This is a genomic window from Paenibacillus sp. Soil787, from assembly GCF_001429545.1.
Lineage (GTDB): Bacteria > Bacillota > Bacilli > Paenibacillales > NBRC-103111 > Paenibacillus_E.
Genome location: NZ_LMSP01000002.1, coordinates 353,324 through 369,208, shown reverse-complemented (window position 1 = coordinate 369,208; position 15,885 = coordinate 353,324). Strand labels below are relative to the sequence as shown.

Sequence of the window (15,885 nt, the reverse complement as noted above, 5' to 3'; positions counted from 1 at the left end):
CTCAAATGAAATATATTTTACTTTGGTTTATTGATCACTAAGGAAGAACAAAATTGGCTCAAACTGATGCCGGTCACCTTCTTGAACATTTTGCTAAAAGCGTGGACATCTTGATATCCGACGACTTCAGCAATTTCGCTAATGGACATTTTTGACTCCAACGCCAGCTGCTTTGCTTTGCGGACTCGGAGTAACCGAATATGTTCAAAAGGTGTAACCTGAAACAGCTCTCTATACTGATTAATGAGATGATTCCGGCTAAATCCGGAAATCTGCTCCAATTTTTCCAGCGTAATTTCTTCCGCATAATGTTGCTGAATAAAGTGCTCGACCCGCTGCATGTTGGTCTTGCTCTTGAGTTTTTTTGGCGATGGAGATTTAGGTTTCTCGGCATGTCGGATAAGCTGTGCAATAACGAGAGAGAGCAATCCTTGTGCTTTCAACTGGCTCGAATGGCTTGACTGGCGAATAAGGGCCGGAATTTGGGTCAAATGCTGCACGATGGGCTCATCCAGAAACGTTCCGACGTCATTCGTTCCTTTCAGAAGCTCTTTAAGCGGAAAATCGGTTTCTCCGAAATGAAAAACGAGCGAAATACACACATAAGGATCCCCCGGAATCGTCGTTACACTGTGAGACTGATAGGGATAAACAACGACTAAATCCCCCTTCTTCGTCGAGAACGTTCGGCCCTCGATTTCAAATACGGTTGATCCTTGCACGGCATACTGAAATTGATATTGCAAAAATTGGCGTCTCGGCAGCTCCCATCCTTCTTTGGCATGAAAAATGTGCGCGAGCGTAATGTAAGGCGGGTAAAATAAATGTTTCAAATACGGCAATGATTCCTTCGGAGCCATCGTTTCCAATGTTCGCACGATTACGCCTCCTTTATTTTGGGCAACGAGTAAAAACCAGAGATTGTCCAAATCTTATAATGAGTCAAAATAAACGGCTACGCCGTCCTTACAGGACGGGAGCGTTTATCTAGAAATATAGCCAACTTATTATGTGAAACATATAATTTCTATATTTTAAAAAAGGGGAACTTTTCAAGTATTCACTACAAGTAGAATTAACAAGTAGGATTACATGGAAAGTTCCCCAAGTACGAACGTACCTTATTACTTTGGCTTCAGTTACTTATTTAGCAGCTTTCCAAGCATCAAGTTGCTTTTGCTTTTCAGCAATAATTTTGTCGCCGCCAGCATTCTTGAGTTTTTCAAGGAAAGTTGGCAAATACTTGCTAGGATCTACAGAACCGGAAGCAAGCGCGTTATAAAGCTCCGCAATGACCGCATCGGTGTTCGCCTTCTCAGCCTTCACTGGCGTAAAGTCAAAAACGAAGCCCAGTGCATTGGAAGGTGCTGCGTTTTTATTGAGATCTACCCACATTTGCGTAAACTTCTGATCGTTTCCTTTTGGATCGCCTTCCGACAAATAGGAGAGCGCCATGTTGCCGAATTCCCAAGGAGCAAACATTTGGTAGCCGCCCTCTTTGATCGTTTCAATGCGGGTTTCAGAAACTTTCTTGTAATGCTTGCCCTCAACGCCCCAGACAAGAGTGTTGTAAATTTCTTTGTCAGTGTTCAACAGATTGAGGAACATCATTGCTCTTTCTTTGTTTGGCGAATTGGCGGATATAGCCGTCATTGTCGCTGCAGCTTTATCGGTTGTAAGAAGCGGCTTCACGAATTGGAAATCGTAAGACTGTGTATCCGGATTGAAGCCAGACATTCTGCCTGTAGCTTCCATGCCTGCTGCTGCGAAGGCCACGGAGTCAATATCGATCTGGCCCAACTGTAAGGCGTTCTTTCCAGCTTTACGGTCTGCTGCGGTATCCTTAAGGGTCGCTGCGTCTTTCCGCAAATATCCTTTGGTGTACCAGTCCCTCATCATCGTGAGATAGTCTTTGAATTCCGGTGTTTCATACTGATTAACAACCTTGCTGCCATCTTTTAAGTAAAGATCTCCAGGTGTCTTAGAATCACCTAAACTCTCAAGACCAAACATAGGAGGGGCAACGGTGAATGCATCAGCAAATTCCCATGGAATTAGATTCGGCTCATTTTTCTTGACTGTTTCTAGGAAAGGAGTCAGGTCAGATAACTTGGTGATGGACTTCCAATCCAATTTGTACTTATCTGCTATTGTTTTCTGAATCGTGTAACCGTACCCAGCGGTTGACTGTTGGAAGACAGGCACCCCATAAATTTTCCCTTTCACTTTAACTGCATTCCAGAACATATCCGGAATACCTTTCTTCATGTCAGGATATTTGGCAATCAAATCATCCAACGGTGCATAAGCGCCATTCGCCACATTTTGAAAGTAATTGTTAAAGCCCGCCGCTGTCCATACGAGATCGTAAGGTTCGCCAGAAGCCATGACGACTTTCATTTTTTCTTCGTATGCGCCCCAATCAATTAGCTTAAGGTGAACGGTGGCATTGATTTTGGGTTTGATGAGTTTATTCACGGCATCTTCAACAGTCTGCAAATCCTTCTGAGGCCCGTTCGGGAAGTAATACGTAAGTTCGACTGGCGCTAATGGTGTTACAGTTGGTTGGGCTGTTTGAGCTGCCGCCGTACTAGGGGCGGGAGTTGCAGAAGGCGTTGGCTCAGCCTTTGGAGTACTGCACCCAGCTAGCGCGACAGAGAAACCAATACTCAGCGTAACCAGTGAACTTGCCATTTTCATCGCTTTTTTCATTGATTGACCTCCAAATTTGTTTTTATATGCTTAACGGGTTGATTCCCGGTAAAGCCGATCTTTACGATTTTACTGCGCCTAATGTAAGGCCTTTGACGAAATATTTCTGCAAATAAGGGTAAGCGAGAATAATTGGCCCCACGGATAAAACGCAGGTTGCCATTCTAGCCGTTTCGTCTGGTTGTACAGCTGCGGCTTTCTGGGTCAAAGCATTTCCTTGAAGAAAGGCGATGTTGTTCATGATTGACTGAAGCAGAAATTGCAGTGTATACAGCTTGCCGTTCTCAATGTATAAGGCGGCAGTAAACCAATCGTTCCAGAGAAATACAGCTGTGAATAGACCGATGGTCGCGAGAACTGGCGTCGATAAGGGAATAACCAGCTTCATAAAGGTATGAAACTCGCCTGATCCGTCAATTCTTGCGGATTCTATGATGGATTCCGGAATTGTGTATGTAAAGAAATTTCTCATGATCAGCACATTGACCGATGAAACCAAGTATGGAACGAAAAGTACAAATATCGTATCCTTCAGATGAAGGTATTTCGAGAGTAGAATGTACGAAGGCACTAATCCTCCACTGAACAATAGGCAGAATACGACCAAGAAGGATACAATGCTTCTGTACTTCACTTCTTTTCTTGAAAGACTATACGCAAACAATGATGAGATGATCAGGTGCAGCAGAGTGCCGACGAGGGTTACGATGATGGTAACGAGGTAGGCTCTCAAAATAGGTGAATTCCCGTTCAAAATGTATGCATAGGCATTTAAACTAAATTTCAAGGGAATTACATGATAGCCAGACTGAAAGATAGACTGCTCATCGGACAGAGACACGGAAAGTACAATGAGCAAAGGTATCAGGCATATTGCGCAATACACCATAAAAATAGCGTTTAACATAAAGTTAGGAAACGTAAGTCGTTTGATCATCTTGTCATCCTCCTAGAACAATGCACTATCACGATCATAAAGTCTTATCAAAAAGTTCGATACAACGACTAGGATAAATCCAACACATGCTTGGTACAGTCCAACGGCGGAAGACATTCCGAAATCGCCCATGTTTTTCAGAGATCTGTAAACGTAAGTATCGATGACGTTCGTGGCACCGAACAAAACACCTGACTCCTTCGGCAGGTTATAAAACATTCCCCAATCGCCAAATGCGGCGTAAAAAATTTTCCCCGCCTGCAGCAGCAGTAAAGTAATCGTGATCGGGGCCAGCATCGGAATCGTAATTTTGATGGCTTGCTGAAATTTGTTTGCGCCATCCATTTTCGCTGCCTCATAATACTCGGAGGAAATCCCAGCAATTCCTGCTGCAAAAATAACGGAGAAGTAACCAACGTTCTTCCAGACATAGCTCGCCGGTAAAATAAACCACCAGTAGAATGGTTCGGAATACCACTGGACAGGTTCGACATTGAATTGTGCCAGCAAAGTATTGATAATGCCTTTGTCCATACTTAAGAAAGTGAAAAGCAAATATTCAGCTACCACCCAAGACAAGAGAAAAGGAAGCAGTAAAATGCTTTTGTAAGCACTTGCAAGATAACGATTGCCTATTTCATTGATGAGAATAGCAATCACGAGCGATAAACCGATACCGAGTATGATGAAGATAAGATTGTAGGCGATTGTATTGAAGGTGATTTGAAAAAGTGCATCGGATTGAAATAGAAACTTAAAATTCGCGAAGCCTACCCATTTACTGTTAAAGATCCCTTTAATGGGGTTATATTGTTCAAACGCAATGACAACTCCAAACATCGGTAGATAAAACATGACAATGATGTAAACCAGTCCGGGAAGCATCATGAGATAAAAGATTTTGTTTTTCATTAGTTCGCTTATGACGGGTATGACGGGCGCTCGCTTTTTTATGGTTGTTTTCGATTCCACAAGCATTCTCCTTTGCGTGGCGGCGATGAATTTGGTGTCCCCATCATAAATCGAAAATGAATGATTTGAATACTGAAAAAAAACAGTTTAACACCGATTTTTAAATGAAATAGGACTACAAAAACTAATCGAAACTCTGAAAAATGAACCAAAATGGAAAGTTGATGCAAAAAGAGCATTCACCGAAATACAAAGTGAATGCTCTTAGATAACTTAGCTAGTTTGTTTTAACCAGCCTATTTAGTTGTCGCTTTCCAAGCATCCAATTGCTTTTGCTTCTCAGCAATAATTTTATCGGAGCCCGCCTTTTTTAACTTATCCAGGAATTGTGGCAAGTACTTCTCAGGGTCTACGGAACCGCTCGTGATCGCATAATAAAGTTCATCGATGGCAGCGTCAACATTAGCCTTCTCTGCTTTAACCGGAGTAAAGTCAAATACGAATCCCAGTGCATTTGAAGGTGTTGCGTTTTTATTGAGATCTACCCACATTTGCGTAAACTTCTGATCGTTTCCTTTTGGATCACCCTCTGTCAAATAGGAGAGTGACATATTACCGAACTCCCACGGAGCAAAGATTTGGTAACCTCCGTCTTTGATGGTCTCAATCCGATTTTCCGCGACTTTCTTGTAATGCTTGCCTTCAACGCCCCAGACAAGTGTGTTGTAAATTTCTTTGTCGGTGTTCAGAAGATTGAGGAACATCATAGCTCTTTCTTTGTTTGGGGAATTCGTAGAGATAGCCGTCATTGTCGCTGCAGCTTTATCGGTTGTAAGCAGCGGCTTCACGAACTGGAAGTCATAAGACTGTGTTTCCGGATTGAAGATAGACATTCTGCCTGTAGCATCCATGCCTGCTGATGCTAAGGCCACGGAGTCAATATCGATCTGACCCAATTGAAGAGCGTTCTTTCCGGCCTTACGATCTGCTGTGGTTTCTTTTAAGATCGCTGCGTCTTTCCGCAAATATCCTTTGGTGTACCAGTCTCTCATCATCCTGATATAGTCTTTGAATTCTGGAGTTTCATACTGATTGACAACGTTGTTGCCATCTTTTAAGTAAAGATCTCCTGGCGTCTTCGCATCGCCTAAACTCTCAAGGCCAAACATAGGAGGTGCAGTCGTGAATGCATCGCTAAATTCCCAAGGTATCAATTGGGGCTCGTTCTTCTTGACCGTTTCAAGGAAAGGCGTCAGATCGGATAATTTGGTGATGGACTTCCAATCCAATTTGTACTTATCTGCAATTGTTTTCTGAATCGTGTAACCGTACCCAGCGTTTGACTGTTGGAAGACAGGCACCCCATAAATTTTTCCTTTCACCTTAACTGCATTCCAGAACATATCTGGAATACCTCTCTTCATGTCAGGATATTCGGCAATCAAATCATCCAACGGCGCATAAGCGCCATTCGCCACATTTTTAAAGTAATTGTTAAAGCCCGCCCCTGTCCATACGAGATCATAGGGTTCGCCAGAGGCCATGGTGACTTTCATTTTTTCTTCGTAAGCGCCCCAATCAATCAGTTTCAGACGAACCGTAGCGTTAATTTTTGGCTTGATGAGCTTATTAACAGCATCTTCTACAGACTGCAAATCCTTCTGAGGCCCGTTCGGGAAGTAATACGTAAGTTCAGCTGGCGCTAATGGTGTTGCTATAGGTTGAGCTGTTTGAGCTGCCGCCGTGCTAGGCGCAAGAGTAGAAGCCGTTGGTTCAGTCTTTTGAGAGCTGCATCCAGCGAGTGCAACAGAGATACCAATACTCAGCAAAACAAGCGAACGTTTCATTTCCTTTGATTTGTTCATTGATTGACCTCCATGGGTAGTACTCAGTCGAATACTAACAATCTGAGTAACAGAAAAAAAACAGTAAAACACCGATTTTAATAAAAATAGGTCTACGAAAACTGATCAAATCTCTAAAAAATGAACTAAGATGGGAAAATCATACTTTTAAATTGAGTTTCTATGGGGGATATAATAAAATTGATTTGCATCGTACTTCCTTCGATAGAGGTGGCAGCATGTACAAAAGATTGTTAATTACTTTCGTTGCAAGTATCACCACTTTAATTATAATCCTTTCCTCCTTGCTGTACTACAACTACATCACCTCTTCTATTGAGACTGTCAAAGAGATGAAGGGAAATATTTTATCTAATATCAGCTACAGCTCTGTATATATGGATAATATTGCGAAAAAATTCTGTCAATCCTTGATGCTTAACAATTCCATTATGTCGTTCGCATATAGCAAGGAACAGGATATTCTCAATATCAGCGGTGCTATGAAAACATTGAATAATTTAACGATCCCCAACAGCTATATTTACTCTACCTATATATACAATAAAAAAATCGATACCTTTCTCACTACGAACACGTTCTATGACAGCCATGATTTTTTTGATAAAGAAATCGTTGCGATGTTAAATAGTCCTCAAGCAGCCAAATCGCCTAGTTTATATCCAATCCCAAGAAAAATCCCAGTAACAAATGGTTCAAAAGTAAGCGATATCAATGTATACACCTATCTATTGTTCGATACAAATAATAGTAAAGGCGACTTCGATAGTGCCATCGTATTGAACGTGGATGCGGACTGGCTAAGACTCACTATTTCATCCTTGGATAATAAAATGGGGAAAGATGGAAATGAAATTTTCGTCATGGATGATAAGGGCGAAATCGTAAGCCACTACTCTCCTGATATGTTCAAGCAAAATATTTCAGATCAGAATTACATTCGCGATGTTCTTCTTGCGAAAGCGCCATCAGGAACCTTTTTTAAAGAGCTACACAATAAAAAATACGTGGTTTCCTATGTATCTTCCGATGAATTGAAATGGAAATTTATAAGCTTAACCCCCTATGACACGTTTTTTTCGAGTGTTAAAAAGAACGGCTTCATTACCCTTGCCTTTTGTCTTATCGTCCTTATAATGGGACTATTATTTGCCTTCCTTGCTTCAAAGAAGCTTTATCATCCTATTGGCACGCTAACGAAGGGGATCAAACAAAAGCTGGGCCAAGATGGTAAACCTGAGATACAAATCGATGAGGTTAGCTTCCTCTCAACTGCTTTCGCAGGAATCATCGATAAAACCATTCTTTTGGAAAATATGAAACGAAATACAGCTCCCCTTCTAAAAAATGATTTTTTGAAAAATTTAATCACTGGCCAAACTTATCTGCCTCTTGAAAAAATGTCGGCCAAAGAAAATGAACTTCACATTGATCTGAATTTTAAAAACAATCTGTTCTTATTCATGTTAAAAATTGACTTCTACAAAGATTTCGTTGACCAACATAATGAAAAAGACCGTTCCTTATACAAAATTGGAATTGCGAATATAGCCAAGGAAATCACAAACGAGCACTACAGAAACGAAGTCATAGAAACTACATTCGATCAATTTACAATATTAGTTGACATCGAGCAGCTTTCTGAGCAATCGGATCCGTCCATGGACATCTTTCAAGATATCGTAGCTAAAATCCAATTTTGCGTCAAAAAGTATTTGAACATCTCGTTAACCGGAACGCTTGGATACGTTATCGAATCGCCGGATCAAATCAAGTACGCTTATGAAAAAACGCTTAACCTGTCCATGTATAGAATTAAATCAGGGCATTACAGCCTTATTACTCCTGAAATGTTAAAGGAAGTGGATGACAGCTCTTTCCTATTTCCCGCCTCTAAAGAAAAACAGCTCATTGACTCTCTTAAGTTAGGGAGCGGTGAAGCTGCAAAGGAAGCCTTCAAGGACATTATTAAATCAATGGAGCATTCATCTTATGACACGATCCTAACATCTGTTATCTTCTTGTTTTTCTCCATTTACAATTCGCTGAATCGGATCGTGGAAGGCTCACAATCTACATTCAATGCGATTTCGATCGATTTTTTCAACAAAGTGGCTGGGTTTGAGACCTTAGAAGAAATCGAAAGGACATTTTTCACGTTATTCGATGATATTATTCTTTTAAAGGATGGTACAAAAGATAAGAAAAAGAATATGATCGTCGATACCGTCATCGACATGATCCATGCAAACTATTCTGATAAAAACCTTACGTTAACAAGCTGCGCTGAAGCGTTGTCCATTTCTTCCGTATACCTTGGCAAGCTGTTTAAGAATGCAACCGGTAAATCAGTAGCCGAGTTCATTACTACAGTTCGCATGGAGAATATCAAGGACTTACTGGGACAAACACAAATGCCGATCAATGATATTTTAGAAAAATGTGGAATCGAAAAATCGAACTACTTTTATACCAGCTTTAAAAAGTACTTTGGCGTCTCGCTTACCGAATACAGATTACAAAATGTGAAAGTAAACAGTGAGAAAGAGATTAGATAAACCTTAAGTGGTTCCATTCGATTATGATCTTGCCATCCGCAAATTAAAAAGAGCAGGAGAATCCCTCCTGCTCAATAAAAGAAATCTTTCCGCCTTGCTTTTATTAAGGATTTGAACTCAGCAGAATCGCTTTTGCGTCCCGCAGCAAAAAGGTTGACGCTTCCGTCGTTATATGCTTTCCGCTCTGGGCCTCTAACTCATTTATAAATGCCTCTAAATTGCCTTGACTAAGTTTATTTTTCAGACTGGTTGCGATACCTGCGTTATCGATCCAATTCATGTCCGCAAAGCGCGTGACCAACGTACTCAAAGAATCTATATTTGCGTAAGTGAAGAACGTCAACGTTACGACTTGAGTGTTCCCTGCAGTATCGCCCGAAGATATGTTCAACTGATTGAGGCCGAGCGGCAGCGTGTAAAGGGAAAGCTTCTCCCCTTGCTGAAGCGGCTTGTTATTCAAGCTGATCATGGTCTTGCTGTCATCCATCCCGGATGCGGAGTCCACGGTCATAAACTGCGGCGTCAGTTCGCCGGAGTTCAGATAATTGCTACCTTCAATCGGCGACATAACCGTGATCACTGGTGCGGTCGAATCCAGATTAAAGCTGACAGTCTTGGACTGTTCTTCATTTCCCGCATAGTCCGTCGAACGGTAACTTATCGTGTACCGACCGTCTTGCGTAATCGTTACTGGCTCGGTGTACGGCAGCCAGGTCAAGCCGTCGTCCAAACTATATGCTATCTGTGCTACTCCTGCCAAATTGTCCGTGGCAGCTAACCCGAGAGTCACTGGATGCACATACCAGCCATTAGCTCCGTCAGGCGCAGAAGGTGAAAGGATGCTGCTCGTATTTGGTTTTGTTTTATCGATATGAATGTTTCCGACGACAGTATTTGCCTGATTACCTGCTCGATCCTCTGCGATCCCTGTCACGGACTGGTTACTGCCTTCCGATGATACCAAAGTATCGGGAGTCACGAGAGCTATTCCAGAACCGCTGTCATATACGGCAAAATGGACTGTTACATCTTGGTTGTACCATCCATTAATGTTTGGCTGTGACGTAGGACTACCAGTAATGACGGGAGGCTTCGTATCGACTACGTTGATCGATTGTGTCTTGGTGATGCTAATGCCTTGGGCATTCGTCGCCGTCCACGTAACGACAGTTTTGCCTAGCGGGAAGTCGATCGGCGCATCGTTCGTAATGACAGCTTCGACGGGCGAAATCGCTTTGCCCAAATTCACTGAAGTTCGCTCCCCCGTTGCCTCTACCGTAATATCTGCAGGAACGGTAAGCTCAGGTGCGAGCGGCATGTTAAACATCTGAATCTCTGTGAGGACCCAGAAGTTAGTTGTCGCTGAGGCTGATGTTATGTTCGCTAGCCTTACATACTTTGATGTAATTGGTACATTAAGCGTTACTATCTTTTTAAGTGTAGACGGGGTTGGGTATTCTATTTGCTGAACTGTTGTCCAGTTTGCTCCATCCGTTGAGGTTTGCAGGTCATATGCTTTCAGATAGCCATCACCATTGTGAGCAGCACCCTCAAAAGAAATAATTGTGTTAAATGTCTGCGCTGTGTTGAATGTAAATTGCAGCCACGGGCTTGTGTCTCTTGGGCTACTAGCAGGCTGCCACATTAGATTGGCCGCTCCCGTTCCTGCATAGTAGGTGTTAGATGGGGAATCTGAGCCAGCGGGCTTAGTAGTAGCATAGCTCGAGCCAGCAGGCGGAGCTATGCTTGTCAGAGCCGCATATGCAGTAGCACCATCGTTCACATTTCTTGGGTATGCGTAGTTTGCGGCATTATTATCGAAATACGAGCTTGCTGTAACAACAGCATTTGTCATGTTGCTGTCCATAACCGCCACGTTTTTCACAATATCAATGGTCATAGAGCCGTTCTTCGTTGTGTCATCCACTGATGTTGCTTTGACAGTAAGTTGGGATGCTGTTTCATATGGTGATAGGGTGAGCAGTCCACTTGAATTTATCGTTGTGTAAGTTGAGGCATTTCCAGACACAGCCCAAGTAACCCCCCCGTCAAAGCCGCCTGTGCCAATAACCTCGGCAGCAAATTGCGCTGTGCCGCCCTGTAATACAGTGCCGCTCTGGGTGACATTAACGCCAGAGATGTTTGCAGGTAGTGCTGATCTGAATATAGCTGTGATGGTCACATCTCCAGGAGGCATAATAAGGCGATATTGGCCACCTCCTAGTGACTCAATCTTAACATTGATTGATGTGCCGATAGAGTCGATTGCGGTGGCGATCAGTGTGCCGCTTTTTAACATGTAGTTTTCATCCGGACTCACTGTGAAGTAGACATCATCATATTGCTCGCCCTTTTCTGTGCTTGTTCTGGTTGCATTGCCCTCAACTTTGGTGACAGTTACTCTTCCGTTTGTATTTGCAGAAGAGCTCACTTTAATATTGTGCATTGGCAGGGGCTTAATTCTGAAAAGATTATCATTTGCTAAGCCCGGAACATTAGAAGTACCTCCGTTTTCATCTCCATCATAGTTCCATGCGTTTGTTCCTGTAAAATAAATCGGGGTTCCATTTTTATCAAAGATTAAATAGGGTCGCTCCATGCGTGTTGTTCCGCCGCTGTCGCCTCCATAGCAGCTAAGTGCGCCACTAGGCTTTTTGACATAGTCAGAAAGCACCCCTTCTGCAATATAGGCATCCGAGGCATCAAATTTTTCGCCATCTCTTGAAACCCACAGCACACCAGGGTATGTACCTCCTTCATTTGATGTGTATTTTGAATACAGGTCATAGTTCAGCATGAAGTATTTGTGCTTCCACTCAAATAGCTGATGGTCCTCTGTATTGTATGAAGGATTCAAATAGTACTGATTTGCTATAGCTGCGGGATTACCTGTGATGCTGTCAATGGTTGGCGTATACGGTCCTGTCAGGTTGTTTGAGGTTGCCTTGTAAATTAAATCTCCTCCACCAGGGGTATCCGATTTGTACATGATATTGTAGGTGCCGCTTTGGGTTTTAAGAATATCAGGGTTGTTTACCTTTTTCTTGGCTAAATCACTTTTTATTACAACTCCGTCCGCCACGCCATTAACGCCGGTTACAGGAGTCCAGTAACTCTCGTCGTTTGGAATTGTAGGCAGGTGGCCGTCTGGCAGGTCTCTAGGATCAACAGTTTCCATGACGATACTCTGAGGAGGTGCTGTTTCAGGAGCAATAGGATTTCTTAACTCGATATAGAGCAGGACATACTTTCCGTCTATATACTTAATGCGTGAGTTGTGGGCAGATGTAAAAGCTGGGTCTGCCATTTTACCATTAGTTCTTACAACACCAATCTCAGTGAATGGCCCCTCATAGCTGTCGCCAACCATATGCACGATTTCACTCTTTGTTCTCCAAGTGGCGCCGAAGTCACCTGCGGCAGGTATGCGTGTCAAGAACAGGTGAATCTTGCCTGGGTTATTGGGATCCTCAAGTGCGGAATAGCACCAATACTGCCATTTATCATCTCTAATATTAAGTCCAACAAACTCCATGTTGTTAGTGAAATCAGACACGGGCAGTTTAAGAGTTTTTCCCTGTAGTGAGGTTAACCGTGTTCCATATGGTGTGTTAGGATATGCCAATATGCCTATCTGCTCTGTTGCGGTACTAAACTCTGTACCATCCCCTGCAACTGCCTTGATAGTAAGCCTATGCACTAATCCGTTTGTGCCCCCGTCAAGGGCTCCGTTTACATAGGTGTTAGATGTGACAGGTGTTTCTGTCAGCTTAACTGGAGCGTTGTAAGTATTCTTGAATGGTGCAGATGTTTGCTGTGACTTGAATGTAGCATCGTAAATATTGTAGCCAACTGCACCGGGCACAGCATCCCAGTTAAGGGTGACAACATTGTTATTATCTCTCGACACTGTCGATTTCATTATTGGCACTGCAGAGGCAATATCCTGTTTATTATACACAGCTTTCAAGTCCGGCTGACTTACATCTACCGATGCTGGCGGGGGTGATGCATTAGCCATCATGCCGGGAAGTGTGCTTAACGTCATAATTGTTACCATGGAAATAGCAATTGCTTTCTTCAACACGTTATATTTCCTCCAATCAATAATATCTTCACCTTATGTAGAAAAAACACCTCTTCAGTTTGGTATAGTGATTTGTGACAAGCATCTCACTAGCATACAAAAGAGGTGTCTTCTAAATATCTATCTTTATTTTTTCTCCAAGTACTTTGTCTCTAAGCTAGCTTTAAGATCATTGGTTACTTTCATAATATCATTTTGGAACGTGTCCGCATTTTCTTTCGTAACGACAACAATTCCGCCGTCGACAGCGTAGGCATCTTTTTTAGGTACCCACCCGTCAGCCATTTCTTTTAGCAACAGCATAGACAAGTAACCTGCACCGTAGGAATTCTGAGCAATGGTTGCATCCATCGTGCCATCTTTGATTGCTTTTACAACAATTGGATCCGTATCAATTCCAATAGAATGAATTGTACGCTTGTTGCCTTTACTTTTATAATCACTCATAACCTGTGCAATGGCAACGGTAGGCGTAAATCCAGTAGCAATAATACCGTCTACCTTGTCGATATTGGCGGCAATTGCGCTGTCAACCTTCTGTACAGCTTCTTCTGTACTCTTCATTCCAGAAATCTCTTGGATAATTTTTACATTTGGATGTTTCTTCACAACTTCTTCAACACCTTGTTTACGTAAAATGGTATTGGAATCTTCCAATACTTCAAGTACGTTAACAATGTTTCCTTTATCCCCCATTAAAGCAATCAGTTTCTCTGTCGCAACCATTGCTGCCGCTTTGGCGTCTGTTCCAACAAAGAAAGAGGCAGTCGTTGGTTGTAGTGTAGATGCGCCGAAGTTAACAAACTTCACACCGCGTTTTGTTAATTCTTCATACAATCCGTTTGCTGCGCTACCGTCAGACGGATAAATGGAGAAATATTTAATACCTTTGGCTGCTAAGGCCTGCACATTGTCGGTTTCGCTAGGTTGCTTCCAATCTGGACCGATTTGTTTCTCGACGGTGATGCCATACTCTTTCTCGAAAGCTTCAACGCCTTTCTTCACTTCTTCAAAATAAGGGTGCGGAGCGGATGCATACCAACCTAGTTTGTAATCTGTTTTTTTGGCAGCTGCCCCTGTAGCAGCCGGTTTCGCAGTTGAATTGGCTGGTTGATCTACCGTCTTAGAAGCACCGCAACCAGCTACCAATGTTCCTGTTAGTGATAATACCATAAGTGAAACAAGACCCTTTTTGTTTCGTATTTTCATTTGTTTTTCCTCCTTCGGTATTGTAACCCCTTTGAAAATTATGTTAATTGGAAGCGTACTTGCGGGCTCCCCTATAAACATCATACATGTGTTAAGCCAAGTATTGACCAATTCTGCCGCTCAACTCGTCATACGAGTACGGCCTATCATTAATATCGTTCAGCTCGCCCACAATTTGAAACTCTCTAAACACGAGTATTCTTCTTGCAAGCGTACACAATTCAGGCAAGTCAGATGAAATGACGATAATCGCTTTCTTCTGAACTTTGGCTAAATTCCAGATCAACTGATGAATATACTCTTTTGCCCCAACATCTACACCAACGGATGGTTCATCGATAATTAAAATATCGCAGCCTGCAGCGAGCCACTTGGCAATACTTACTTTTTGCTGATTACCGCCACTCAATCCTCCAACAATATCATCCGAGTTGGTGACCTTAATATGAAGAGCTTTGATCATTTCCTGTGCTTTGGATTCTTCTGATTTCAAATTCATTTTTTTGATAAGAGGTTGAACAATGCTTTTCCAAATCGTTATGCCAATATTTGTTCTTACTGTTTCCTGCAGAATAAGGCCTTCTTCTTTGCGGTTCTCAGATACATACCCCATGCGGTATCTAAATAGGCTGTCCGCCATACTTCTTATTGTTGCTTTCTCCCCGTTGATAAACACTTCACCAGCGTCCATCGTATCTTCGCCGATCAAAATCTTAGCTAATTCTGTTCTTCCAGATCCAACAAGGCCATAGAAGCCTAAAATCTCACCTTCGTGTAAATCGAGATCAATATTGTTGAATCGCCCTGCTTGCGTTAATTTCTTCACCTCTAAAACTTTATTATCTTGGTTAATATCCAGCTGTCCCAAATAGTTATCTTTGGTTTCTCGGCCAATCATCATTTTCACAATATCTTGTTTGGTTAATTTCCCACAATCCTTAGTACCAACATACTTCCCATCTCGTAAAACTGATACTTTATCGCACAGTGTTAAAACTTCCTCAAGTTTATGGGATACGAATATAATGACAATGCCTTGTTCTCTTAGATTAGTCACCAGTGTAAATAGATTTACGGCTTCATGTTTCGTTAAAGAGGATGTTGGTTCATCCAACAGTAAAACCTTAGCATTTGAAGATATCGCCTTAGCGATTTGAATGAGTTGTTTTTGGGCTGCACTCAAACCAGCAATAATTGTTGTAGGATCCATATCCAACCCAACCATCTGCAAATATCGGGCTGCTTCGGTATTAACCTGCTTCCAATTTACGATCCCGCCTCTTGCAAATTTGTCGATTTTATCTATAAAAATATTTTCAGCAATACTGTATTGGGGAATAACTTGAATTTCTTGGTTAACTATGCTTATTTCGCTTTCTAGTGCATCGCGAAAACTTTCAAAATTCACTTTCTTGCCATTCAATAAAACCTCGCCTTCGTCAGGCTGATACAGGCCGCAGATAATTTTAATTAACGTACTTTTCCCTGCCCCATTTTCCCCTAACAGTGCATGCACTTCACCAGGATTGAATGTAATTGACACATTGTCGAGAGCCTTAACCCCTGGGAAAATCTTACTAACGCCTCTTAATTCCAGCATCGTCT

The 15,885-nt window shown here is 42.3% G+C and carries 9 protein-coding genes; 1 reads left to right on the top strand and 8 read right to left on the bottom strand.

The window, feature by feature from the left end; genetic code table 11:
* Positions 1–17: 17 nt before the first annotated feature.
* From ASG93_RS06130 to ASG93_RS06110, 5 genes are all read right to left on the bottom strand, one after another.
* Complete coding sequence (locus tag ASG93_RS06130) at positions 18–878, bottom strand: helix-turn-helix domain-containing protein (RefSeq protein ID WP_056829878.1); 861 nt, start codon at positions 876–878, stop codon at positions 18–20.
* A gap of 265 nt (positions 879–1,143) precedes the next feature.
* Entirely contained in the window at positions 1,144–2,712 is a 1,569-nt protein-coding gene (locus ASG93_RS06125; RefSeq protein WP_056829876.1) for an ABC transporter substrate-binding protein, read from the bottom strand.
* Between the two features lie 61 nt (positions 2,713–2,773).
* Positions 2,774–3,649, bottom strand: a complete 876-nt coding sequence (locus ASG93_RS06120) for a carbohydrate ABC transporter permease (protein WP_056829873.1) — start codon at positions 3,647–3,649, stop codon at positions 2,774–2,776.
* A gap of 12 nt (positions 3,650–3,661) precedes the next feature.
* A complete protein-coding gene (locus ASG93_RS06115; RefSeq protein WP_082614727.1) occupies positions 3,662–4,627 on the bottom strand; it encodes an ABC transporter permease in 966 nt (321 codons plus the stop codon).
* A 230-nt stretch (positions 4,628–4,857) separates the two neighbouring features.
* Positions 4,858–6,426, bottom strand: a complete 1,569-nt coding sequence (locus tag ASG93_RS06110; protein WP_056829871.1) for an ABC transporter substrate-binding protein — start codon at positions 6,424–6,426, stop codon at positions 4,858–4,860.
* Positions 6,427–6,644: 218 nt separating this feature from the next.
* On the opposite strand from ASG93_RS06110, the gene ASG93_RS06105 reads away from it, so the two are divergent.
* The gene (locus ASG93_RS06105) at positions 6,645–8,984 is read left to right on the top strand and encodes an AraC family transcriptional regulator (RefSeq protein ID WP_056829869.1); all 2,340 of its coding nucleotides are present in this window, start codon (positions 6,645–6,647) and stop codon (positions 8,982–8,984) included.
* 103 nt (positions 8,985–9,087) lie between these two features.
* On the opposite strand, the gene ASG93_RS06100 is transcribed toward ASG93_RS06105, so the two are convergent.
* The 3 genes from ASG93_RS06100 to ASG93_RS06090 all read right to left on the bottom strand — a co-directional run bounded on the left by ASG93_RS06100 (position 9,088) and on the right by ASG93_RS06090 (position 15,880).
* Positions 9,088–13,071: an OmpL47-type beta-barrel domain-containing protein gene (locus ASG93_RS06100; protein WP_056829867.1), complete on the bottom strand. Its 3,984-nt coding sequence runs from the start codon at positions 13,069–13,071 to the stop codon at positions 9,088–9,090.
* Positions 13,072–13,197: 126 nt separating this feature from the next.
* Complete coding sequence (locus tag ASG93_RS06095; protein WP_056829865.1) at positions 13,198–14,280, bottom strand: sugar ABC transporter substrate-binding protein; 1,083 nt, start codon at positions 14,278–14,280, stop codon at positions 13,198–13,200.
* A gap of 91 nt (positions 14,281–14,371) precedes the next feature.
* The gene (locus ASG93_RS06090) at positions 14,372–15,880 is read right to left on the bottom strand and encodes a sugar ABC transporter ATP-binding protein (protein WP_056829863.1); all 1,509 of its coding nucleotides are present in this window, start codon (positions 15,878–15,880) and stop codon (positions 14,372–14,374) included.
* Between the last annotated feature and the right edge of the window lie 5 nt (positions 15,881–15,885).

Excerpts from the sequence above, each read along its gene's own strand:
- ASG93_RS06125 (WP_056829876.1), bottom strand. The coding sequence starts at position 2,712 with ATGAAAAAAGCGATGAAAATGGCAAGTTCACTGGTTACGCTGAGTATT.
- ASG93_RS06120 (WP_056829873.1), bottom strand. The coding sequence starts at position 3,649 with ATGATCAAACGACTTACGTTTCCTAACTTTATGTTAAACGCTATTTTT.
- ASG93_RS06115 (WP_082614727.1), bottom strand. The coding sequence starts at position 4,627 with ATGCTTGTGGAATCGAAAACAACCATAAAAAAGCGAGCGCCCGTCATA.
- ASG93_RS06110 (WP_056829871.1), bottom strand. The coding sequence starts at position 6,426 with ATGAACAAATCAAAGGAAATGAAACGTTCGCTTGTTTTGCTGAGTATT.
- ASG93_RS06105 (WP_056829869.1), top strand. The coding sequence starts at position 6,645 with ATGTACAAAAGATTGTTAATTACTTTCGTTGCAAGTATCACCACTTTA.
- ASG93_RS06095 (WP_056829865.1), bottom strand. The coding sequence starts at position 14,280 with ATGAAAATACGAAACAAAAAGGGTCTTGTTTCACTTATGGTATTATCA.
- ASG93_RS06090 (WP_056829863.1), bottom strand. The coding sequence starts at position 15,880 with ATGCTGGAATTAAGAGGCGTTAGTAAGATTTTCCCAGGGGTTAAGGCT.